The organism is Paraburkholderia sp. CNPSo 3272 (assembly GCF_024206495.1).
GTDB lineage: Bacteria > Pseudomonadota > Gammaproteobacteria > Burkholderiales > Burkholderiaceae > Paraburkholderia.
The window spans coordinates 172,155-195,224 of sequence record NZ_JAMBPQ010000004.1 but is presented as its reverse complement, the minus strand read 5'-3'; the positions used below and the strand labels follow the sequence as shown (position 1 = coordinate 195,224).

The following is a 23,070-nucleotide window of genomic DNA, read 5'->3' as shown; positions in this document are numbered from 1 at the left end:
CGCCGCCCGCCTTTCGACGCGGCCGGCAGAAATTCGTTTCCGTCTGAGCCTGCGGTGAAACGCTTTTTTACAGCTGCTTCTACAGGGCTACGGTGCCGCTCATATGACGCGGCAACGAAAGTCGCGGCTTAAAAAAAAGGGGCCTATGGAAAGCCCCCTTTTCTTGCCGGACACGGGGCAGCTTACGCCTCCGAATTGACCTCGACGAACTCGTCGTCGCCGTCGTTGCCGCGCGCCGCTGCAACCACTTCGTTGACCGCATTCGCACGGCCTTCGAGGATCGCGTCAGCCACGCCTTGCGTGTAGAGCGCAACGGCCTTGCTCGCGTCGTCGTTGCCCGGAATCACGTAATCGATGCCTTCCGGCGAGTGGTTCGTATCGACCACGGCGATCACGGGGATGCCCAGCTTGTTCGCTTCCGTCACGGCAATCTTGTGGTAGCCGACGTCGACCACGAAGATCGCGTCCGGAATGCCGCCCATGTCCTTCACGCCGCCGATCGACTTTTGCAGCTTGGCGATTTCGCGTTCGAACAGGAGCGCTTCCTTCTTGCTCATCTTCTCGAGCTCGCCCGCTTCCACGGCTGCTTCCATGTCCTTCAGGCGCTTGATCGAAACCTTCAGCGTCTTGAAGTTGGTCAGCATGCCGCCGAGCCAGCGCGCGTTCACGAACGGCATGCCAGCGCGTTGTGCTTCCTGGGCGATCGTGTCGCGCGATTGACGCTTCGTGCCGACGAACAGGATCGTGCCGCGGTTCGCTGCCAGTTGACGCACGTACTTCAGCGCGTCGTTGTACATCGGCAGCGTCTTTTCGAGGTTGATGATGTGAATCTTGTTGCGATGACCGAAGATGAAGGGGGCCATCTTCGGGTTCCAGAAGCGCGTTTGGTGACCGAAGTGGACACCGGCTTCCAGCATCTGGCGCATGGTAACTGCCATGTTTCAATTCTCCGCTAGGGTTTGGTCTGAAGCCGGCTGCCGTATCGGTGCGCCCTCCCGTTTCCGGAGATCGACGCGCGCGACACCCTGGGTGCGCCGGCTTGCGAGTGTGCTGCCTGAAGAAGATGCTTCCGAATTGTTCTTCTCGCACCCGCCAAAATGCGTGTTTGGCAAAGCGCTCCGCGGCAACGGCGGTTTCAGCCACTCCCACGAACCCGAACGCAAATTCGAAAATATGGAAGCGACTTAGCCGAAGAGTATAGCACGCAAACTGCCCCTTACTCAAGACAGCTATTACCCGCGGAATACGGCGCCATCACGGCAAATGCGACGGCAAATGCGACGGCAAATGCGATGGCAAATGGGGCCTCCGCCGGATCGCGTTCCGCCTTCGCAAAAGTCTGCGACCCCTGGCATTAGGTGCGATAATTCAATATTCGACTGCAATCCGGGCGCATACCATGGCCATTTCGATCAAGAACGAACAAGACATCGCGCAAATGCGCGTCGCCTGCCGGCTGGCGAGCGAGGTGCTCGACTACATCACGCCGTTCGTCACCGCGGGCGTGACGACGGGTGAACTCGACCGGCTGTGCCACGAGTACATGACCAACGTGCAGGGCACGGTGCCCGCGCCGCTGAACTATCAGCCGCCGGGCTATCCGCCCTATCCGAAGGCGATCTGCACTTCGGTGAACGACGTGATCTGTCACGGTATTCCGGGCGACAAGGCGCTGAAGAACGGCGACGCGCTCAATATCGACATCACCGTCATCAAGGAAGGCTATTTCGGCGACACGAGCCGCATGTTCATCGTCGGCGAAGGCTCGATCCTCGCGAAGCGCCTCGTGCAGACCACCTTTGAATGCATGTGGCTCGGCATCGACCAGGTGCGCCCCGGCGGCCATCTGGGCGACATCGGCCATGCCATCCAGCGCTACGCCGAAAGCCAGGGCTATAGCGTGGTGCGCGAATACTGCGGCCACGGCATCGGCACGGTGTTCCACGAAGACCCGCAGGTCCTGCACTATGGCCGCCCCGGCACCGGCATCGAGCTCGTGCCCGGCATGATCTTCACCGTCGAGCCGATGATCAACGCCGGCCGCCGCGACATTCGCACCATGCCGGACCAGTGGACCGTCAAGACGAAGGACCGCAGCCTCTCGGCACAGTGGGAGCACACGGTACTCGTGACCGAAACCGGCTACGATGTTCTGACGGTCTCGGCGGGTACGCCCGCCAAGCCTGCCATCGTCGCGCAGATGGCGGGCACGGCGGCCTGAGCGCCGGGAAACGTGCCACAAAGCGCTTGGTGACGCGATCCGGCGCAAAATGGATGGGCTCGTAGAAAGCGGCCTGCGCCTCGGGGCAGTACGCTCAACGCGAGCGAGGCACCAGGTGCGGACGCCGCCCGGCGCCCGCAGCACGATGAGGCGGCCTGCAAAGCAGCCGACGTATTAACCGACGAACCAACGCGGCCAGCCGCCATCGCGAGGCGCGCCGCGCGCACGACCAGCCGCCCGCCCAACCACGCCAGACACGACCCGAGCCCATGAGTGTTCCCGCTGTCGCCGTTCCCGATACGTCGTCGCTGAAGTCCGACTACAAGGCCGCCAAGGCCCAGTTGCTCGAGCGTTTCAAGACCGCGACCAATGTCGACTCGCTGATGCGCGCCCTCGCCCGCACCACCGACGACACCTTGCGCAGCGCCTGGAACCTGTGCGAGCTGCCGCCCACGCTGGCGCTCGTGGCGGTGGGCGGCTTCGGGCGCGGCGAGCTTGCGCCCTGGTCCGACGTCGACATCCTCGTCCTGCTGCCGGACGACGAGCCGCTCGCGCCGCTCGAAGACCGCATCGAGCGCTTTATCGGCCTTGCGTGGGATCTCGGACTCGATATCGGCAGCAGCGTGCGCAGCATCTCCCAATGCCTCGAAGAAGCCGCCAACGACGTCACCGTGCGCACGTCGCTCCTCGAGGCGCGCCGTATCACGGGCAGCGCGACGCTGTTCGGCGACTTCGCGCAGCGCTATCGCGACGCCATGGACCCGCGCGCGTTCTTCCAGGCGAAGGTGCTCGAAATGCGTCAGCGCCATGCGCGCTTCCAGGACACGCCCTATTCGCTCGAACCCAACGTCAAGGAAAGCCCCGGCGGCCTGCGCGACCTGCAGCTGATCCTCTGGATCACCGAAGCCGCTGCCTTCGGCAGCAGTTGGAAGGAGCTGGACCAGCGCGGCCTCATCACCGGGCGCGAGGCGCGCGAACTGCGCCGCAACGAGGCCTTTCTCAAGGCTCTGCGCGCGCGCCTGCATGTGATCGCGGGCCGCCGCCAGGACATCCTCGTGTTCGACCTGCAAACGGCCGTGGCCGAAAGCTTCGGTTACAAGGCGAGCAGCGCGCGACGCGCGAGCGAGCAGCTCATGCGCCGCTACTACTGGGCCGCGAAGGCGGTCACCCAGCTGTCCACCATCCTGATCCAGAACATCGAGGCGCAGCTCTTTCCGAGCACGAGCGGCATCACGCGCACGCTCTCCGAGCACTTCGTCGAAAAGCAGGGAATGCTGGAGATCGTCAGCGACGACGTGTTCGAGCGCGAGCCGCACGCGATTCTCGAAGCGTTCCTGCTCTACGAGCAGGTGCCCGGCGTGAAGGGCCTGTCGGCGCGCACGCTGCGCGCCCTCTACAACGCGCGCGAGACCATGGACCAGAGCTGGCGCCGTGACCCGGAGAACCGCCGGCTCTTCATGGAGATCCTCAAGCAGCCGGCCGGAATCACGCACGCCATGCGGCTCATGAACCAGACGAGCGTGCTCGGGCGCTATCTGCTGAATTTCCGCCGCATCGTCGGGCAGATGCAGCACGACCTGTATCACGTCTACACGGTCGATCAGCACATCCTGATGGTGCTGCGCAATATGCGCCGCTTCGCCGTGGCCGAGCATGCGCACGAGTATCCGTTCTGCAGCCAGCTCATCGCCAACTTCGAGCGCCCGTGGGTGCTGTACGTCGCGGCGCTGTTCCACGACATCGCCAAGGGCCGCGGCGGCGACCACTCGGAGCTCGGCATGGCCGACGCGCGGCGCTTTTGCCGCGAGCACGACATCACGGGCGACGACGCGGACCTGGTCGTCTGGCTCGTCCAGCAGCACCTGACGATGAGCCAGGTCGCGCAGAAGCAGGACATCACCGACCCCGAGGTCGTCAAGCGCTTCGCCGAACTCGTCGGCACGGAGCGGCGCCTTTCGGCGCTCTACCTGCTGACGGTCGCGGACATTCGCGGCACGAGCCCGAAGGTCTGGAACAACTGGAAAGGCAAGCTGCTCGAAGACCTCTACCGCTCGACGCTCGCCGTGCTCGGCGGCGCCAAGCCCGATGCGCACTCGGAACTCAAGACGCGCCAGGAGCTGGCGCTTGCGCTGCTGCGTCTCGAGACGGTGCCGGAGCACGTGCACCGCGCGCTCTGGGACAAGCTCGACGTCGGCTACTTCCTGCGCCACGACGCCGCCGACATCGCCTGGCAAACGCGCGTGCTCTACCGCCACGTCGAGGCGCCGGAGCCGGTCGTGCGCGCGCGCCCGTCGCCGATCGGCGAAGCGCTGCAGGTGCTCGTCTACGCGCAGGACCGCCCCGACCTGTTCGCGACGATGTGTGCGTACTTCGACCGCAGCGGTCTGTCCGTGCTCGACGCGCGCGTGAGCACCACGCGCCACGGCTACGCGCTCGATAACTTCATCGTCGCCCACACCGAGGGCGACGTGCATTACCGCGATATCGCGAACCTCGTCGAGCAGGAACTCGCGGCGCGCCTGAAGGCGACGGGCAACGCACTGCCCGAGCCGTCGAAGGGCCGTCTCTCGCGCCTGTCGCGCACCTTCCCGGTGACGCCGCGTGTCGACCTGCGGGCCGACGAGCGCGGCCAATACTACATCCTGTCCGTGTCGGCGAACGACCGGCCGGGCCTCCTCTATTCCATCGCGCGCGTGCTCGCGGAGCATCATGTCGGCGTCCATGCGGCGCGGATCAATACGCTCGGCGAACGCGTGGAAGACGTGTTTCTGCTCGACGGTTCGGGACTCTCCGACAACCGCCAGCAGATTCACGTCGAAACCGAATTGCTGCGCGCGATCGCAGTGTGAATGACCCAAGCGAAATACCCAGATCCATGCGAGCCAAACTGACAGCCAAACATCCGCGCCCGACCACTCCGGAACGCGCCCCCGTCCGCCGCGGCAGTACGACCGCGCGTAAGCCGGTGCGGCCGGTGGAGGTGCGGCCGGCGGACGGCAGGCCGGCATCGGCCGCGAAGAGCGCCGCCACGAAGCCTGCGCGCCCCGCAACCGGGCGCGCCGCGCCTCGCACCGGCGATACGCGCCCGGGCGAGCGCCCGGCGCGGCCGGCTCGCGAAGGCGGATTCGGCGACGAGCGCCGTCCAGCCCGTCGCTCGGGCGACGAGGGGCGCGGATTTGCACGCGGCCGTGACGAAGGCGGCGAGCGTCCCTTTGCGCGCCGCGCCGAAGGCGACGACCGCCGCCCGCCGCGTAGCCGCGACGAAGGTGGCGAGCGTCGCTTCGAACGACGCACCGAAGGCGATGACCGTCGCCCCGCACGTGGCCGCGACGAAGGCGGTGCTCGCCCCTTCGCGCGCCGCGCCGAGGGTGACGACCGCCGCCCGCCGCGTGGCCGCGATGAAGGCGGTGCACGCCCCTTCGCGCGCCGCGCCGAGGGTGACGACCGCCGTCCGCCTCGCAGCCGCGAAGAAGGCGGTGCACGCCCCTTCGCGCGCCGCGCCGAGGGTGATGATCGCCGTCCGCCGCGCAGCCGCGAAGAAGGCGGTGCGCGCTCCTTCGCGCACCGCGCCGAAGGTGACGATCGCCGTCCGCCGCGGGGCCGCGACGAAGGCGGTGCACGCCCCTTCGCGCGCCGCGCCGAGGGTGACGACCGCCGTCCGCCGCGCAGCCGCGAAGAAGGCGGCGCACGCCCCTTCGCGCGCCGCGCCGAGGGTGACGATCGCCGCCCGCCGCGCAGCCGCGAAGAAGGTGGCGCACGCCCCTTCGCGCGCCGCGCCGAGGGTGACGATCGCCGCCCGCCGCACAGCCGCGAAGAAGGCGGCGCACGCCCCTTCCCGCGCCGTGCCGAAGGTGACGACCGCCGCCCGCCGCGTGGCCGTGAGGAAGGAGGCGAGCGTCGCTTCGAACGGCGCAGCGAAGGCGACGACCGCCGTCCGCCGCGAAGCCGCGCCGAGGGCAGCGAGGGACGCTTCGCCCGCCGCACCGACAGCGCCGAGCCCCGCCCAGCACGCGGCCGCGACGAGAGCACGGAGCGCCGTTTTGCGCGCCCGGTGAAATCCGCCTGGAGCGATGACCGTGGCGGCGCCGCGCCGCGCGCTCGCCGCAGCGCCGAAGAAGGCGGTGGCAGCCGCAAGACCGCTAGCCCTGTCAAATCGGCGGGCAAACCCGCACGCCGCACGAATGACGGCGAATCCGCGCCGCGCCGCGCTCCGCGAGCAGAAGTCGATGGCGACAACGCGCTGCGCCTGTCCAAGCGCATGTCCGAACTGGGCCTGTGCTCGCGCCGCGAAGCCGACGAATGGATCGAAAAAGGCTGGGTGTATGTCGACGGCGAAGTCGTCGACACGCTCGGCGCCAAGGTCACGCCGAATCAGCGCGTTGAAGTCGACCCGGCCGCGCTCGCGGCGCAGGCTCGCCAGGTGACGATCCTGCTGCACAAGCCCGTGGGCTATGTATCGGGCCAGGCCGAGGACGGCTATGAGCCCGCCGCCGTGCTCATCACCGGCGAGAACCATTGGGACGGCGACCACTCGGGGATCCGCTTCTCGGCGAAACATCTGCGCACGCTCGCGCCGGCCGGCCGGCTCGACATCGACTCGACCGGCCTGCTCGTGCTGACCCAGGACGGTCGCGTGGCCAAGCAGCTGATCGGCGAGAGCTCGGACATCGACAAGGAATACCTCGTGCGCGTCACCTACAACGACATCGAGACCGAAATCGACCAGCACTTCCCGCCCGAGTCGCTCGCGCAACTGCGCCACGGCCTGTCGCTCGACGACGTGCCGCTCAAGCCCGCGCAGGTGAGCTGGCAAAACGGCGAGCAGTTGCGTTTCGTGCTGCGTGAAGGCAAGAAGCGCCAGATCCGCCGCATGTGCGAACTGGTCGGCCTGAAGGTCGTGGGCCTCAAGCGTGTGCGCATGGGCCGCGTGCTGCTCGGCGCGCTGCCGCAGGGGCAGTGGCGCTATCTGGCCGCCGACGAAGCGTTCTAACGCCGCATCGGGCCGCATCGGCGCCTGACGCCGCGCCGAATGAAAACGGGAGCCATCTGGCTCCCGTTTTTCTTGATGCTTCGATTTTCAGTCGTCGCTGTTCGGGTCGAGTTCCGGAAACAAAACGTCGGTGAAACCGAACTTCGAGAAGTCGGTGATGCGCATGGGGTACAGCTTGCCGATCAGGTGATCGCATTCGTGCTGGACGACCCGTGCGTGAAAGCCCTCGGCCACGCGCTCGATGGGCGTGCCGTACTGATCGAAGCCGTTGTAGCGGATCATCGAATAGCGGCTCACGGCGCCGCGCATGCCCGGCACCGATAGACACCCCTCCCAGCCCTCTTCCATGTCGTGCGACAGCGGATGGATGACCGGGTTGATGAGCACCGTTTGCGGCACGGCCGCCGCCTCGGGATAGCGCTCGTTCTGTTCGAAACCGAAAATCACCACCTGCAGGTCGACGCCGATCTGCGGGGCGGCGAGTCCCGCGCCGTTCGCCGCGTGCATGGTGTCGAACATATCGGCAATGAGTTCGTGCAACTCGGGCGTGTCGAAGTGATCGACTGGCCTCGCTATAGCAAGCAGGCGCGGATCGCCCATTCTGAGAATTTCGCGAATCATGTCGTTTGCCCCTCCAGGAGCTTGCGCATTCCTTCTTCGTCGAGCACCGGCACGCCGAGTTCCTCGGCTTTCGCGAGCTTGCTGCCCGCGTCGGCGCCCGCCACCACATAGTCGGTCTTCTTCGACACCGAGCCGGCGACCTTCGCACCGGCCGCTTCCAGCAACTCCTTCGCCTCGTCTCGCGCGAGCGTGGGCAGCGTGCCGGTGAGGACCACCGTCTTGCCGGCCAGCACGCCCACCGGCGCCTTCGGCGCGGGCGGGCCTTCCGCCCATGCCACTTTGCCCGGCGCGCGCAATTGCTCGATCACCGTGCGGTTGTGCTCTTCCGCAAAAAACTCGTGAATCGCGAGCGCAACGATCGGCCCCACATCGTTCACTTCGAGTAATTCCTCGACCGACGCGTTGATGATCGGTTCGAGCGAGCCAAAGTGCTTCGCAAGATCCTTGGCCGTCGATTCGCCCACGTGCCGTATGCCGAGCGCGTAGATGAAGCGCGCAAGCGTCGTGTTTTTGGCCTTCTCGAGCGAGTCGAGCAGGTTCTGCGCCGACTTGTCCGCCATGCGCTCGAGCTGCGCGAGCGTGCCGAAGCCGAGATTGAACAGATCGGCGGGCGTGCGCACGAGGTTCTGGTCGACCAGCTGGTCGATGATCTTTTCGCCCAGGCCGTCGATATCGAGCGCCCGACGCTGGGCGAAGTGCCAGAGCGCCTGCTTGCGCTGGGCCGGACAGAACAGCCCCCCCGTGCAGCGTGCGATTGCCTCGTCGGGCAGCCGCTCGATGCGCGATCCGCAGACCGGGCATTCGGTCGGCATCACGAACTCGTGGGCGTCGGCCGGACGGCGGTCCATGAGCGCACTGACCACCTCGGGAATCACGTCGCCGGCGCGCCGCACGATCACCGTATCGCCGATGCGGATGTCCTTGCGCCGCACTTCGTCTTCGTTGTGCAGCGTGGCGTTGGTCACCGTCGCGCCGCCGACGAACACCGGCTCGAGCCGCGCCACCGGCGTAATCGCTCCCGTGCGGCCGACTTGCACGTCGATGGCCAGCAGCTTCGTTAGCGCTTCCTGGGCCGGAAACTTGTGCGCAAGCGCGAAGCGCGGCGCGCGCGAGACGAAGCCGAGCGCGTCCTGCTCGTCGCGGCGGTTTACCTTGTAGACCACGCCGTCGATGTCGTACGGCAGGCCATCGCGCTTCTCGCCCACGGCGCGGAAAAATTCCAGCAGACCTTGCGCGCCCTTCACGACAGCCCGCTCGGCATTGACCGGCAAGCCCATTTCCGCGTACCAGTCGAGCAGTTCGCTATGGGTGGCCGGCATCGGCTCGCCCTCGAGCACGCCAATGCCGTAAGCAAAAAACGACAGCGGCCGCTGCGCCGTGATTTTCGGATCGAGCTGGCGCAGGCTGCCCGCCGCCGCGTTGCGCGGGTTCGCGAATTCCTTGTGGCCGGCGTCGCGCTGACGCTGGTTCATGCGCTCGAAGTCGCGGCGGAACATCAGCACCTCGCCGCGCACGTCGAGCACCTTCGGCACGCGCTTGCCCTTCAGGCGCAACGGCAGCGAGCGGATCGTGCGCACGTTCTCCGTGACGTTCTCGCCGGTCGCGCCGTCGCCGCGCGTGGAGGCCTGGACGAACGCGCCGTCGACGTAGCGCAGCGAGATGGCGAGGCCGTCGAACTTGAGTTCAGCGGCGTATTCGACCTCGACGACTCCGGCGCCCTCGATCTTGCCGAGCGCATCGGCCACACGCTTGTCGAACGCGACGATGTCCTCGTCGGCAAAGCCGTTGTTGAGCGACAGCATCGGCACGTCGTGGACCACGGGCTCGAAGCCCCCGGCGACTTCGCCTCCTACACGCTGCGTGGGCGAATCGGGCGTGATGAGGTCGGGATGCTCGGTCTCGATCTGCTGAAGTTCGCCGAACAGCTTGTCGTATTCCGCGTCGGGCAGCTCCGGCTGGTCGAGCACGTAGTAGGCGTGATTGGCACGCTCGAGTTCGGCGCGCAACCACACCGCGCGCTGCGCAGCGGTGGCTTCTTCGGGAGGACGGGCGGGAGTACGGACCATGCCTTGGGCAACTCGCTGTTGAAAATGATTTCGGACGTCAGATTATCTCAGGAAGCAGCGCCTGTCGCATCGGCCGAGCGGCCATCTTCGTGCGCCGCCGAACGGGCCTCGCCAGCGTCCTGGCCGAATGGCCGACGTTGCGTGCGTCGCACTGACACCCAAGGCCCGCAGGGCGACCTTGAATGCACTGCAACACGCGTGCCGATGCCCTCTACGCTGTACCGGGCGCGCGCAAAAAAGGCGCGGCGCCCTTAGGGCGTCGCGCCTTTTTTTCCGGCCGGCTGCCGGCCTGCGGCGTTACTGGCTGAACAGACGCCGCGTGGCCGGCGAGCCGGCCGGAATGCCGGCCTGCTCCAGCTTCGCGTAGAGCGTCATGAGCTGCTTGTCGATCGACTGCAGCACCGATTCCGGCAGCGGCCGGCGCTGGTCGTCGACCACGCGCCCGCCGATGCGCTCGGCAAGCGACTTCGCGTAGTCGCACATCAGGCGGAACGGCAGGATGTCTTCGTCGGCCACGGGCACGTCGAGGATCAGCGTGATCAGTTCGCCGCCCTTGTACGTGAGGTCGTCGCGCAGGAAGTTGGTGTCGCCGAACTGCAGCATGAAAACGGGGCTCTGCTTCGCGTCGAGCTTCACGAAACGCGTGCCGTCGCGCGAAAGCAGCAAGCCGTCCTGCGCCGCCACGGCCTGCACGTAGTTCGCCGACCACGGCGCGCCATCCGACATCACGTTCACGGAAAGCTGGGCGTCGCATTGGGCCGCAAAGCCGTCCAGTTCGCGCGCCATCGCGACCGTCTCCATCATGTCCGGAAACTCGGGCGCGGCGTCGAGCGCGTCGGCAAACTGCTGCACGCCGGTCACGAATTCCGAAAACTCGAGTTCGTTGAGCGGGCCGTTACGGTTCGCGAGTTGCGCAGCCGCGCGCAGTTCCTCGTAGCGCACGCCGCTCTGGAGCAACTCCCAGCCGTCGCCCCCTTCGGGTTTGCCTTCGATGTGAACCGGCTTGCTGCCCGCGCGGCGCAGCCGCTGGGCAAACGGAATCACCCGCTCGCCCGCCACCGGCGCACCAAGCCGGATCGGCACGATGCAGTCGATGCGATGGTCGACCACGGCGGGCGGCGCAGAAGAGATCGTCGTGGCGGCCGGCATGACCGGCTCGATGCGCTCGGCTTCGTCGGCCTCGACCTTTGCGGATTGCGGGGCAGCCCCACTTGCAGCCGGCGCCTTGTCAGCAGCCTTGCCGGCAACCTCGTCCGCACCGGATTGCGCCTCCGGAAAGCCGTTGGGTGTCGTCGTTTCCGCCTGGATGTCGGCCGGTGTGTCGAGCGGCGCCGCGGTCCCGAAACCCGGCTCCACGCGCCCGGCTTCCGTGTTGCCGGCGAGCGACGGCTCGCGGCGCGACGGCGCATGGGCCGGTTCGATGAACGGGCTCGGCTCCTGGAACTCGTCGCGCTGCGGCGCTTCGACCGCCTCTTCGGGCATCGGGCGCGGCATACGCCGGCGCACCCTCGCGCCCTGCCACGCGTTGTACACCACCACGCCCCCGACTACCACGGCACCCGCGCCGATCAACCCGAGAGTCAACTCATCCATGCATGCTCCATCAGCAATTCTTATTCGACGGCGCGCTCATTGCATGCGCCGTTGCTCTGGCGCGCGCATTGCGCGCGGCGGCTGCCTCACCGATGGCGCCGCCGGCCGCGCATCGCGCGCCGTCCGTTAGACCGTATAAATCGATTAGACCGTATTTTGGGTGAAACCCGCCGCAGTTTCCATGTCGACCGCGACGATGCGCGACACGCCTTGCTCCTGCATCGTCACGCCAATGAGCTGCTGCGCCATCTCCATGGCGATCTTGTTGTGCGAAATGAACAGGAACTGTGTTTTGTCCGACATCGCGCGAACAAGGTTCGCGAAGCGCTCGGTATTTGCGTCGTCGAGCGGCGCGTCCACTTCGTCGAGCAAGCAGAACGGCGCCGGGTTGAGCTGGAACATCGCGAACACGAGGGCCGTGGCCGTGAGCGCTTTCTCGCCGCCGGAGAGCAGGTGAATCGTCGAATTCTTCTTGCCGGGCGGTTGCGCCATCACCTGCACGCCGGCGTCGAGAATCTCATCGCCGGTCATGATGAGCTTCGCCTGGCCGCCGCCGAACAGGCGCGGGAACAGCTCGCCGAAATGACGGTTCACTTCGTCGAACGTGCCCTGCAGCAGCGTGCGCGTTTCCTGGTCGATCTTGCGAATCGCGTCTTCGAGCGTTTCGATCGCGCTCGTGAGGTCGGCCGACTGCGCGTCGAGGAAGGTCTTGCGCTCCTTCGCCGCCGCCAGTTCGTCGAGCGCGGCCATGTTCACGGGCCCAAGCGCCGCGATCGCGTTGTTGATGCGCGTGACCTCGCCTTGCAGATACGACGGCTTCATATCGGCCGTGAGCTTTTCCTGCAGCGCGGCCTCGTCGACGCCCGCGGCCTGGAGTTGCTCGACGAACTGCTCGCCGTTCAGGCGCGCGGCCTGCTCCTTGAGCTGAAGCTCGGTGATGCGCTCGCGCAACGGCTGCAGCGCGCGCTCCGCGGCGAGGCGCGTTTCGTCTGCGGCGCGCAGCTTCGCGCTCAGGTCGTCGAGTTCGGCGCGCGCGGCGCGCAGCGTGTCTTCCTTCTGCGCGCGAATTTCCAGCGCGTCTTGCAGGCCCGTGTGTGCGGTCTGCTCGTTGATCGTTTCCAGTTCGGCGCGCGCGTCTTCGAGCGACGCGGCCACGCGTTCGCTCTGATCGTGCGCGATCTGAATGTTGCGCTTCAACTCTTCGATGCGGTTCGCCATGTTGCGCGCGGCAAAGCGCGCGTCGGCCGCCGCGCGTTCGAGGTCGCGCGCCTCATTGCGAGCCGCGCCGAGTTCCTCGTCGAGCGCCTCGAAGGCGAGCTGGTTGTCCTCGAAGCGAGCCTGCAGTTCGGCGAGTTCCACATCGTGGCGCTCGAAGTTCGCTTCCGACTCCGCGCGCAATGCGCGCTGCTCTTCGATCTGCGTGCGAATCTCGTCGAGCTCTTCGCGGATCTGCGTACTGCGCGCCGTATAGCGCTCATGCGCCTGGGTCAGCTTGAGCACATCCATCTGCAGCGCGTGCACGCGCTGGGTCGCGCGCTCGGCCTGCTGGCGCACATCCGTGAGCACCTGGGCGGCCTGCGTGTGCGCCGCTTCCGCGCGCACGACCGCCGTGCGTGCGTCGTCGGCGAGCAGCGTCTGGGCGCGCACCTGGCGCTCGAGATTCTCGATTTCCTGCTGACGCGCCAGCATGCCGGCCTGCTCGGTGTCGGCGGCGTACAGCTGCACACCGACGCGCGTCACCATATGACCGGCCTTCACGACGAACGCGCCGCTGGCGGGCAACTGCGCACGCTGGGCGAGCGCCTCGGCGAGATCGGCCGCGACGTAGGTCGAGCCAAGCCATTCGGTGAGCACCGCACGCAAGCCCGCATCGTCGATCCGCACGAGCGAAAGCAGCGGCGTGAGGCCAGCGGCCGCCGCGGGAGCCTGACCCGCGGCCGGCGGCGAATAGAACGCGAGCTTCGCAGGCGGAGCGTCGCTCGCGAATGCCTTCACCCAGTCGAGGTTCGACACCTCGAGCGCGGCAAGCCGCTCGCGCAGCACCGATTCGAGCGCCGTTTCCCAACCCGCTTCGACGTGCAGCTTCTTCCACAGCCGCGGCAACGCGCCCAGTTCGTGACGTTCGAGCCACGGCTGGATCTTGCCTTCCGTCTGCACGTTTTCCTGCAACTGCTTGAGTGCAGCAAGACGGGCTTCGAACTGGTGGATCTGTGCGTTTTCCGCCTGCACGCCCTCGTGCGCGGCGCGGCGTTCCGCGTCGAGGCGCGGCACCGTTTCCTGAGCGTCGGCGAGACGCGCCTGCGCTTCGTGCAGGACTTCCTCCTGCTCGGCCAGCTGCATGCGCAGCTCTTCGAGCTGGGCTTCGTCCGGCGCGTCGAGGCCGCCTTCCTCCGACTTCAGACGCTCGTGGCGCTGCTGAAGCTGCTGAAGCATCTGGTCGGCGTTGCGTTGATGCGCGGCTTCGAGCTTGATGGCCTGCTCGGTGCGCGCGATGCCCGCGCGCTCGTCGTTCAGTTGCGCCTGTGCGTCGCGCCAGCGGTTTTCGAGCGCGGGCAGCGCTTCCTGCTTCGCCGCCGCATCTTCCTCGGCCAGCGCCGCCTTTTCCTCGGCGACCGCCAGTTGTTCTTCGGCGTCTTCGATATCGTCCTGCGCCTTCTGCGCCTGGACCTGCCACTGCTCTCGCTGCGCGGTCAGCGCGGCGATCTGCGCCTGCACGCGGTTGCGCGACTCGACGATGAACTTGATCTCGGCTTCGAGACGGCTCACCTCGGCGTTCGCTTCGTAAAGCGAGCCCTGCGCGCCCTGCATGGCGTCGCTTGCCGAGTAGTGGGCCACGCGCAGCGTTTCGAGCTGCGCTTCCACTTCGCGCAGCTGCGCGGTATGACGCTCCAGGTCGATCTGCGCCTGCTCGATCGCGCGCTGCTGGCGTTGCTGCTCGCCCGCTGCCTCGTTCTTGCGCAAGAGCCACAGAAGGCGCTGCTTTTCCTCGCCCTCGGCCTGCAGCTCGCGGTATTTCGTGGCCACGACCGCCTGGCCCTCGAGCTTTTCGAGGTTGCTGGACAGCTCGCGCACGATGTCCTCGACACGGGTGAGGTTCTCGCGCGTGTCGTGCAAGCGGTTCTCGGTCTCGCGGCGACGTTCCTTGTATTTCGAAACGCCCGCTGCTTCTTCGAGGAACACGCGCAGCTCTTCGGGCTTCGCCTCGATGATCCGCGCGATCATGCCCTGCCCGATGATCGCGTAAGCGCGCGGGCCGAGGCCCGTCCCGAGGAAAATATCCTGGATATCCCGTCGGCGCGCTGGCAGGTTGTTGATGTAGTAGCTCGACGTGCCGTCGCGCGTGAGCACGCGCTTCACGGCGATCTCGGCATACTGGCCCCACTGCCCGGCGGCGCGGCCATCCGCGTTGTCGAACACCAGTTCGACGCTCGCGCGGCTGCCCGGCTTGCGCGCAGTGGAACCGTTGAAGATGACGTCCTGCATCGACTCGCCGCGCAGCTCGGACGCCCGGGATTCACCCAGCACCCAGCGCACCGCGTCGATGATGTTGGATTTCCCACAGCCGTTTGGCCCGACCACCCCGACGAGTTGGCCCGGAACCTGGAAATGCGTGGGATCGACGAATGATTTGAAGCCAGCGAGTTTAATCGAGGTCAGACGCACGGCGATATCGCTGTTTGAATAGTGGTGAACGGGACCGCCCGTGCCGTACGTCGCTTGCCGCCGCGCGTCCGGTATCGATCGCGCGACGGCGGAGTGCGCACTGGGCAGCCGCCACGGCTCGCCGTACGAACGCGCATGCGCGCGTGCGGCCGGCGGGAATCAGCGGCAATCATACCATCGCACGCGCGCCATTCCGCGCGCGCGAAGGCCCTGGGCCCGTGCCGCCGCCTGCGCTGCCATGGCCGTTGCCGCCGCCGCCGTTGCCACCATTGCCATCGTCGCCGCCGGGGCCGCTGTCGTCGGCGTCGTCCGCGTCATCGGTGCGGCTGGCGTCGGCGTGGGTCATGACGCTCGCATCGGCGCTTGCGTGCGCGCCGCCCTTGCGCGCGTTCTGCACCCGGTGCACCCAGCTCGACAGCAGGGAAGCCAGCACGATACACGCGCCACCCGCCCATTCGCGCGGGCCCGGCGTCTCGCCGGCGAAGAGCCACGACGTGAGCGCCGTCACGACGATCTCGAACAGCATGATGATCGAGGCGCGGTTCGCCGGCACGCGGGCGAGCCCGTACTGAACCAGCATGTTGTTGGTGCCGAGCACGATGCCGAGCGCGAGCACGAGCAGCACCACGCGCGCGAGGTGCTCGCCCGCCGGTGCGGCCGACATCGGCTCGAAACAGGAGGTCAGCAAGCCGAACAGCGCCGCGCCCGCGAAGATCACGGCGGTGCGCATTTCGGGCTTCATGTGCGGCAGCACGCGGCTCGTCTTGACGACGAGCACGTTGCTCATCGCGAAACCCATGCCGCCGATGAGACCCGCCCATTCGGCCGCGTTGGCGGGCAGCGGCACGCCGAGCCGCGGCGACCAGAGCATCAGCACCGCACCCAGCAGCGAGAGCGCCGCCAGCGCGCCGCCCGCCCAGTTCAGGCGCTCGTGCAGGATGAAGTGCGCGAAGATCGCCGTCCACGCCGGGGTCAGATAAAAGAGCAGCAGCACGCGCATCACTTCGCCGTGGATCGCGCCCCACACGAAACCGACGTTGGTCACGCCCGCGGCGAGTCCGAGCATCGGCAGCACCCAGTGCCAGCGCACGCTCGCGAGCGAGCGCCAGCGCAGCACGAGCACGAAGAGGCAGCCCGCCGCGCTCGTTGCAGCGCTCGAGGCCGTACCCGTGAGCCCGGCGGCCGCCAGCATGCGCAGCGGGTACCAGACAAAACCCCATACGGACGCGCCAATCATGATGGCGAGCGTCGGCCAGGCGGCCCGCAAGCCCGTGCTCTGGCTCATTGCTCGCGCTTGCCTTGGCCCGGCCGCGCGTTCGCGGCACTCGGGTCGTTGTTCAAAACATCGTTCGAGGTTTTCATGCTTTTCCTTTATTTCGTCGCCCGGCGAGCACGGGCGGCGCCAAGGCGGGATCTGGCGGGCGCCCGCACCAGCAGCGGCGCCACGCTATAATCGACCGCTTGCAGCCGCAAGTCCGCGCCGCGCATCCGTGTTCATCGTCCAGCGCGGTGCAACTGGCTCGCCGGCCCGCAGTGGCCACTCTGCGCGCCACGCCATCCGTCTTTCGCACACGCCTGTCCAGCCCCAAGTGAATCCGCTACTCGACACCCTTCAGTCCTATCCCTTCGAAAAGCTGCGCGTGCTCTTCAAGGACGTCACGCCGAACGCCGGCCTGCGCCACATCAGCTTCGGGATCGGCGAGCCGAAACATCCGACTCCCGCGCTGATCCGCGACGCCATCGTCGCTTCGCTCGACGGCCTTTCGTCGTACCCGGCCACGGCGGGCACCCCGGCGCTGCGCGAGTCGATTGCGAACTGGGTGAAGGCGCGCTACGGGCTGCCGGCCATCGATGCGAACACGGAAATCCTGCCCGTCTCGGGCTCGCGCGAGGCGCTGTTCGCGCTCGCGCAGGCCGTGATCGACCCGAGCGCAGGCGTGAAAGACCCGGCAAAGCGGGCGATCGTACTCTGCCCGAACCCTTTCTACCAGATCTACGAAGGCGCCGCGCTGCTCGGCGGCGGCGAGCCGTACTTCGTAAATAGCGATCCGGCCCGCAACTTCGCCTGCGACTATTCGCAGGTTCCCGAAGAAGTCTGGGCCCGCACTCAGCTGCTGTACGTGTGCTCGCCGGGCAATCCCACGGGCGCTGTGATCACGCTCGACGACTGGCGCGAGCTGTTCGCGCTCTCCGACCGCTACGGCTTCGTGATCGCCTCGGACGAGTGCTACTCGGAGATCTACTTCGACGAAGCTACGCCGCCGCTCGGCGGTCTCGAAGCGGCGCGCAAGCTGGGCCGCGGCTTTGGGCGCCTCGTGATGCTGTCGAGCCTGTCGAAGCGCTCGAACGCGCCGGGCATGCGCTCGGGCTTCGTCGCCGGGGACGCCGCCATCCTCAAGCAGTTCCTGCTGTACCGCACCTATCACGGCGCGGCACTGTCGCCGGTCTGGCAATCCGCCAGCATCGCGGCCTGGGGCGACGAGGCGCACGTGCGCGAAAACCGCGCGAAATACGTGCGGAAGTTCTCGAGCGTCACGCCCATGCTCGCCGACGTGCTCGACGTGAAATTGCCCGACGCCGCGTTCTACCTCTGGGCCAACGTCGCGCGCACCAGCCTCACGGACACCGCGTTCGCCCAGCGTCTCTACGCCGACTATAATGTGACGGTTCTGCCCGGCTCGTTCCTCGCGCGCGAGGCGCACGGCACGAATCCGGGTAAAGACTTCGTGCGCATGGCGCTCGTCGCCGACGTCGAGGAGTGCATCGAGGGCGCGCAGCGCATCGTCGAGTTCTGCCGCTCGCTCAAACCGTAAAGCCTTTTCGTGCGCGCCGGGGTCCTGCACCTCGCGGCGCGCAACACCGCTTTCAACCATCAATCTCACGAAATCACCACCATGTCGCAACAACTTCAGCAGATCATCGACACCGCCTGGGAAAACCGCGCCGACTTCTCGCCCAAGTCGGCTCCGAACGACGTGCGCGAAGCCGTCGCCCATGTCATCGCCGAGCTGGACAAAGGCGCGCTGCGCTGCGCCGAGAAGAAGGACGGCGACTGGGTCGTCAACCAATGGGTGAAGAAGGCCGTGCTGCTGTCGTTCCGCCTGGAAGACAACGCACCGATGCCCGCGGGCGGCTACAGCCAGTTCTACGACAAGGTGCCCTCGAAGTTCGCCAGCTACACGGCCGAAGACTTCGCCGCGGGCGGCTTTCGCGTCGTGCCGCCGGCCATCGCGCGCCGCGGCTCGTTCATCGCGAAGAACGTCGTGCTGATGCCGTCGTACACCAACATCGGCGCGTACGTCGACGAAGGCACGATGGTCGATACGTGGGCCACGGTCGGTTCGTGCGCGCAGATCGGCAAGAACGTGCACCTCTCGGGCGGCGTCGGCATCGGCGGCGTGCTGGAGCCGCTGCAGGCCAATCCGGTCATCATCGAAGACAACTGCTTCATCGGCGCGCGCTCGGAAGTCGTGGAAGGCGTGATCGTCGAAGAAAACTCGGTCATCTCGATGGGCGTGTACCTCGGCCAGTCGACCAAGATTTACGACCGCGAAACCGGCGAAGTCTCGTACGGCCGCATTCCGGCGGGCTCGGTCGTGGTCGCGGGCAACCTGCCCTCGAAGGACGGCTCGCACAGCCTGTACTGCGCCGTGATCGTCAAGAAGGTCGACGCGAAAACACGCGCCAAGGTCGGCCTGAACGAGCTGCTGCGAGGCGACTGATGGCGAAGTCCGCCAAGACCGTCGTCTACGGCATTCCGAACTGCGACACCGTGAAGAAGGCCCGCGTGTGGCTCGAAGAGCACGGCGTCGAGTTCGAGTTTCACGACTTCAAGAAGGCGGGCGTCTCGAATGCGCTCGTCCAGGACTGGCTCAAGGACGTGTCGCTCGATCAGCTCATCAACAAGCGCGGCACGACCTGGCGCGGCCTGTCGGACGTGCACAAGGCCGAAGCCGACACGACCGCCGGCGCAATCGCGCTGATGATCCACAAGCCGTCGATCATCAAGCGGCCTGTCGTCGTGGTGAACGGCCGCGTGAAGACGCTCGGCTTTTCCGCCGAACAGTATGCGGAGTTGTTCGCTTGAGCGCCGCATGAGACCGGCGCGCCTGAACTGCTGCATGGCAGGTCGGGCACACGGTCATGACAAGTTGTTGCCGGCCCCTGCTCCATTAGCGGCGCCGGCATTTTTATTGAAAGTGGTCTTTTTATGTCCGCCACCCTCGCCCTTACCGAAGCCCTGATCGCGCGCGCGTCCGTCACGCCCGACGACCAGCACTGCCAGCGCATCATGACCGAACGCCTTGGCGCGCTCGGCTTCGCGTGTGAAACGATCGAATCCAACGGCGTGACCAACCTGTGGGCCGTCAAGCGCGGCACCTCGGGCGCGCAAGGCCCGCTGCTCGCCTTCGCGGGCCATACCGACGTCGTGCCCACCGGCCCCATCGAGCAATGGAGTTCGCCGCCGTTCCAGCCCTCGCATCGTGACGGCATTCTCTATGGCCGCGGCGCCGCCGACATGAAGACCTCGCTCGCGGCCTTCGTGGTGGCGAGCGAAGAGTTCGTGGCGGCCCATGCGCAGCATCGCGGCGCGATCGCGTTCCTCATCACGAGCGACGAAGAAGGCCCGGCCACCGACGGCACCGTGAAGGTCGTCGAGGCGTTGCAGGCGCGCGGCGAGAAAATGGATTACTGCATCGTGGGCGAGCCGACTTCGACGCATACGCTCGGCGACTGCGTGAAGAACGGCCGCCGCGGCTCGATGTCGGGCAAGCTCGTCGTGAAGGGTGTGCAGGGGCATATCGCCTATCCGCATCTCGCGAAAAACCCGGTGCATCTGCTGGCACCCGCGCTCGCCGAACTCGTCGCCGAAAAGTGGGACGACGGCAACGAGTACTTCCCGCCCACCACGTGGCAGGTGTCGAACATGCACAGCGGCACCGGCGCGAGCAACGTGATTCCGGGCCACGCCGATGTGATGTTCAACTTCCGCTTCTCGACCGCGAGCACGGTGGAAGGCCTGCAAAAGCGCGTCCACGCGATCCTCGACAAGCACGGCCTCGAATACGACCTGCACTGGAGCGTGAGCGGCCTGCCCTTTCTCACGCCGCGCGGCGCGCTCTCGAATGCGCTCGAAAAAGCGATCCACGACGAAACCGGCGTCACTACCGAGCTTTCGACCACGGGTGGCACGTCCGATGGCCGCTTCATCGCGCGCATGTGCGAGCAGGTGGTGGAGTTCGGGCCGCCGAACGCCAGCATCCACAAGATCGATGAGCATATCGAAGTGAAGTTCATCGATCCGCTCAAGAACGTCTATCGTCGCGTGCTCGAACAGCTGATCGCCTGACCGGCCAATCGAACACGCTCTGGAGTCCAGAATATGACCCATCCGCTTGCCGCTACCTTCGCCACCGTTCGCGACCTGCTGCGCTACGGTGTCTCGCGCTTTTCGGCCGCGCAACTCGCGTTCGGCCACGGCTCGAACAACGCCTACGACGAAGCCGCGTACCTGATCCTGCACACGCTGCACTTGCCGCTCGACCTGCTCGACCCGTTTCTCGACGCGCGCCTCACGAGCGAGGAAATCGACAAGGTGCTCGGCGTGATCGAGCGCCGCGCGACCGACCGCGTGCCCGCCGCCTACATCACGCAGGAAGCGTGGATGCACGGCCTGCGCTTCTACGTGGATGAGCGCGTCATCGTGCCGCGCTCGTTCATTGGCGAACTGCTCGCCGACGGCCTGCAGCCCTACGTGGAAGATCCCGAACAAGTCACGGCGGTGCTGGAGCTATGCACCGGCTCGGCGAGCCTTGCGATTCTCGCGGCGCACGCGTTCCCGAACGCCGACATCGACGCCGTCGATCTGTCCGCGCCCGCCCTCGAAGTCGCGCAGCGCAACGTGCACGAACACGATCTCGACGAGCGCATCGCCCTTTTCGAAGGCGACCTGTACGCGCCGCTGCCCGAGCGCCGCTACGACGTGATCATCACGAACCCGCCATACGTGAACGCCGGCTCGATGCAGGCGCTGCCGCCCGAGTACCGTCACGAGCCCGAAATCGCGCTCGCGGGCGGCGCGGACGGCATGGACATCGTGCGCCGCATCATCAAGGAGGCACGCAACTGGCTCACCGACGACGGTGTGCTGGTGGTCGAGATCGGCAACGAGCGCGAGAACGTGGAAGCGGCGTTCGGCGGCCTCGATCTCGTCTGGCTCTCGACGAGCGCCGGCGACGATCAGGTCTTCCTGATTCAGGCCTGCGACCTGCCGGTCTGATCGTCCTGCCCGTCTTGTCCGGGCGAGCCGCGGCGTCCGTGCGCCGTGTCTGGCTGCGCGCAGGCCCGGGACGATAACCGTCGTCGCAGCGGTTCGGTAAGATTGAGCCCTCCGGCCGCGCGCTTCCCGGCGCGGGCCGGTCCTGCGTCCGGCTGAAGGAGCGTCCCACGCATCTATGCGATTCGACTGGTCACACCTTGGCACGCTGCTCGCGATCATCCATTTGCTCGGACTGATCGCAGCGTGCCACGCCATCCTCAACACGCGCACCTCGCAAGGCGCGATTGCCTGGGCCGTCTCGCTCGCGACGATGCCCTACCTTACGCTCGTCCCGTATCTCTTCCTCGGCCGCAGCAAGTTCGCGGGCTACGCGGACGCGCGGCGCCTGCGCAACGAAACCTTGCGCTCGCACGCCCATGCGCCCGACTGGGACAAGCTCGTCTCCGCGGGCGAATGGCCTGCCGACGAACTGGGCGTACGCGTGATCCGCACGTTCGCGCGCCTGGGCGGGATGCCGCTCGTGCCGGGCAACGCCGTGCGCACGCTCGTGAATGGCGAAGCGACCTTCTCCGCCATCTTCGATGCGATCGAGCAAGCCCGGCAATATGTGATCGTGCAGTTCTTCATCGTGCGCGCCGATGCGCTCGGCGACATGCTCAAGGACGTGCTGCTCGACTGCACGAAACGCGGCGTGCGCGTGTACCTCCTCTACGACAGCATCGGCTCCTTCGACCTGCCTGCCAGCTATGTGCACGAGTTGCAGGACGGCGGCGTGGAAGTACACCCGTTCTCCACGAAGCGTCACTTCGTGAATCGCTTCCAGCTCAATTTCCGCAACCACCGCAAGATCGTCGTGGTGGACGGCCAGCACGCGTTCGTAGGCGGCCACAACGTGGGCATTGAGTACCTGGGCGCGAACGCGCGCCTCTCTCCGTGGCGCGACACGCATATCGAACTGCGCGGACCGGCGGTCGCCAACGTGCAGTTCGCCTTCACCGAGGACTGGTACTGGGCCACCCAGCAGCTTCCCGGCTGCGAGCCGCCCACGGTCGTGCCGCGGGACGGCGACGACATGTACTGCCTCGTCTTGCCCACCGGGCCGGCCGACCGCCAGGAGACCTGCTCGCTCTTCTTCGTCGAGGCGATCAACGCTGCGAAAAAGCGCCTGTGGATCACGACGCCCTACCTCGTGCCCGACGAAGCCGTGTTTTCGGCCCTGCGCCTCGCGGCCCTGCGCGGCGTGGACGTGCGCATCATGATCCCGAGCCGGCGCGACCATTACGTGGTATTCGAGGCGTCGATGCTGTACGCCTTCGATGCGCTGCGCGCGGGCATCCGCATCTTTCGTTACAAGCCGGGCTTCTTGCACCAGAAGGTCGTGCTGATCGACGACGTGGCTGCGGCGATCGGCAGCGCGAATCTCGATAACCGGTCGTTTCGCCTGAACTTCGAGATCATGGTGCTGACCGTGCATCGCGGCTTCGCGGCCGAAGTCGAAGCGATGCTGTTGCGCGACTTCGCGGAGGCATTCGAGATCGATCGCAGCGAGTACCGCGACGCGCCCGCGTGGCGCAAGATCACGATGCATCTCGCGCGGCTCTTCGCGCCGATTCTCTAGCGTGCCTGCGCCGCCAGG

15 protein-coding genes and 1 pseudogene are annotated in these 23,070 nt (G+C 66.7%); 10 read left to right on the top strand and 6 right to left on the bottom strand.

The annotated features are described in order from the left end of the window. Positions 1-182: 182 nt before the first annotated feature. Positions 183-938, bottom strand: a complete 756-nt coding sequence (rpsB, locus tag M3I53_RS07120; RefSeq protein WP_254315250.1) for a 30S ribosomal protein S2 — start codon at positions 936-938, stop codon at positions 183-185. Positions 939-1,399: 461 nt separating this feature from the next. Here rpsB and map point away from each other — a divergent pair, with 461 nt between their 5' ends. The 4 genes and pseudogenes from map (at position 1,400) to M3I53_RS38405 (ending at position 7,211) form a co-directional block, all read left to right on the top strand. After that, positions 1,400-2,221 carry a type I methionyl aminopeptidase gene (gene map, locus M3I53_RS07115; protein ID WP_254315249.1) on the top strand — a complete coding sequence of 274 codons (822 nt, stop codon included), beginning with the start codon at positions 1,400-1,402 and terminating at the stop codon, positions 2,219-2,221. Positions 2,222-2,490: 269 nt separating this feature from the next. After that, positions 2,491-5,070, top strand: a complete 2,580-nt coding sequence (locus M3I53_RS07110; RefSeq protein WP_254315248.1) for a [protein-PII] uridylyltransferase — start codon at positions 2,491-2,493, stop codon at positions 5,068-5,070. A 26-nt stretch (positions 5,071-5,096) separates the two neighbouring features. Continuing rightward, positions 5,097-6,542 (top strand): annotated as a pseudogene (locus M3I53_RS07105) (hypothetical protein); the annotation flags it as partial. A 99-nt stretch (positions 6,543-6,641) separates the two neighbouring features. After that, positions 6,642-7,211: a pseudouridine synthase gene (locus M3I53_RS38405; protein WP_309249490.1), complete on the top strand. Its 570-nt coding sequence runs from the start codon at positions 6,642-6,644 to the stop codon at positions 7,209-7,211. 87 nt (positions 7,212-7,298) lie between these two features. Here M3I53_RS38405 and def read toward each other — a convergent pair whose 3' ends face one another. From def to M3I53_RS07080, 5 genes are all read right to left on the bottom strand, one after another. Then, complete coding sequence (def, locus tag M3I53_RS07100; protein WP_254315246.1) at positions 7,299-7,832, bottom strand: peptide deformylase; 534 nt, start codon at positions 7,830-7,832, stop codon at positions 7,299-7,301. Beyond that, positions 7,829-9,898 carry an NAD-dependent DNA ligase LigA gene (ligA, locus tag M3I53_RS07095; protein ID WP_254315245.1) on the bottom strand — a complete coding sequence of 690 codons (2,070 nt, stop codon included), beginning with the start codon at positions 9,896-9,898 and terminating at the stop codon, positions 7,829-7,831. Before ligA ends, def begins: the two co-directional genes overlap by 4 nt. A 297-nt stretch (positions 9,899-10,195) precedes the next feature. Continuing rightward, positions 10,196-11,491, bottom strand: a complete 1,296-nt coding sequence (locus M3I53_RS07090) for a cell division protein ZipA C-terminal FtsZ-binding domain-containing protein (protein WP_254315244.1) — start codon at positions 11,489-11,491, stop codon at positions 10,196-10,198. A gap of 144 nt (positions 11,492-11,635) precedes the next feature. Next, the gene (smc, locus tag M3I53_RS07085; RefSeq protein WP_254315243.1) at positions 11,636-15,154 is read right to left on the bottom strand and encodes a chromosome segregation protein SMC; all 3,519 of its coding nucleotides are present in this window, start codon (positions 15,152-15,154) and stop codon (positions 11,636-11,638) included. Between the two features lie 169 nt (positions 15,155-15,323). Beyond that, entirely contained in the window at positions 15,324-16,439 is a 1,116-nt protein-coding gene (locus M3I53_RS07080) for a DMT family transporter (protein WP_254315242.1), read from the bottom strand. 304 nt (positions 16,440-16,743) lie between these two features. Between M3I53_RS07080 and dapC the strand changes: the two genes are divergently transcribed. From dapC to cls, 6 genes are all read left to right on the top strand, one after another. Further along, entirely contained in the window at positions 16,744-17,967 is a 1,224-nt protein-coding gene (gene dapC / locus M3I53_RS07075; RefSeq protein WP_254315241.1) for a succinyldiaminopimelate transaminase, read from the top strand. A gap of 81 nt (positions 17,968-18,048) precedes the next feature. Next, positions 18,049-18,876 carry a 2,3,4,5-tetrahydropyridine-2,6-dicarboxylate N-succinyltransferase gene (dapD, locus tag M3I53_RS07070; protein ID WP_254315240.1) on the top strand — a complete coding sequence of 276 codons (828 nt, stop codon included), beginning with the start codon at positions 18,049-18,051 and terminating at the stop codon, positions 18,874-18,876. Next, complete coding sequence (locus tag M3I53_RS07065) at positions 18,876-19,241, top strand: ArsC family reductase (RefSeq protein ID WP_254315239.1); 366 nt, start codon at positions 18,876-18,878, stop codon at positions 19,239-19,241. The genes dapD and M3I53_RS07065 overlap by 1 nt, the downstream gene beginning before the upstream one ends. Before the next feature lie 123 nt (positions 19,242-19,364). After that, positions 19,365-20,504 (top strand): succinyl-diaminopimelate desuccinylase, encoded by a 1,140-nt coding sequence (gene dapE, locus M3I53_RS07060; protein WP_254315238.1) that lies wholly within the window; start codon positions 19,365-19,367, stop codon positions 20,502-20,504. A 33-nt stretch (positions 20,505-20,537) separates the two neighbouring features. Further along, on the top strand, positions 20,538-21,434 hold the full coding sequence (prmB, locus tag M3I53_RS07055) for a 50S ribosomal protein L3 N(5)-glutamine methyltransferase (protein ID WP_254315237.1): 897 nt from the start codon (positions 20,538-20,540) through the stop codon (positions 21,432-21,434). Between the two features lie 175 nt (positions 21,435-21,609). Then, positions 21,610-23,052 carry a cardiolipin synthase gene (gene cls, locus M3I53_RS07050; RefSeq protein ID WP_254315236.1) on the top strand — a complete coding sequence of 481 codons (1,443 nt, stop codon included), beginning with the start codon at positions 21,610-21,612 and terminating at the stop codon, positions 23,050-23,052. Positions 23,053-23,070 lie beyond the last annotated feature (18 nt).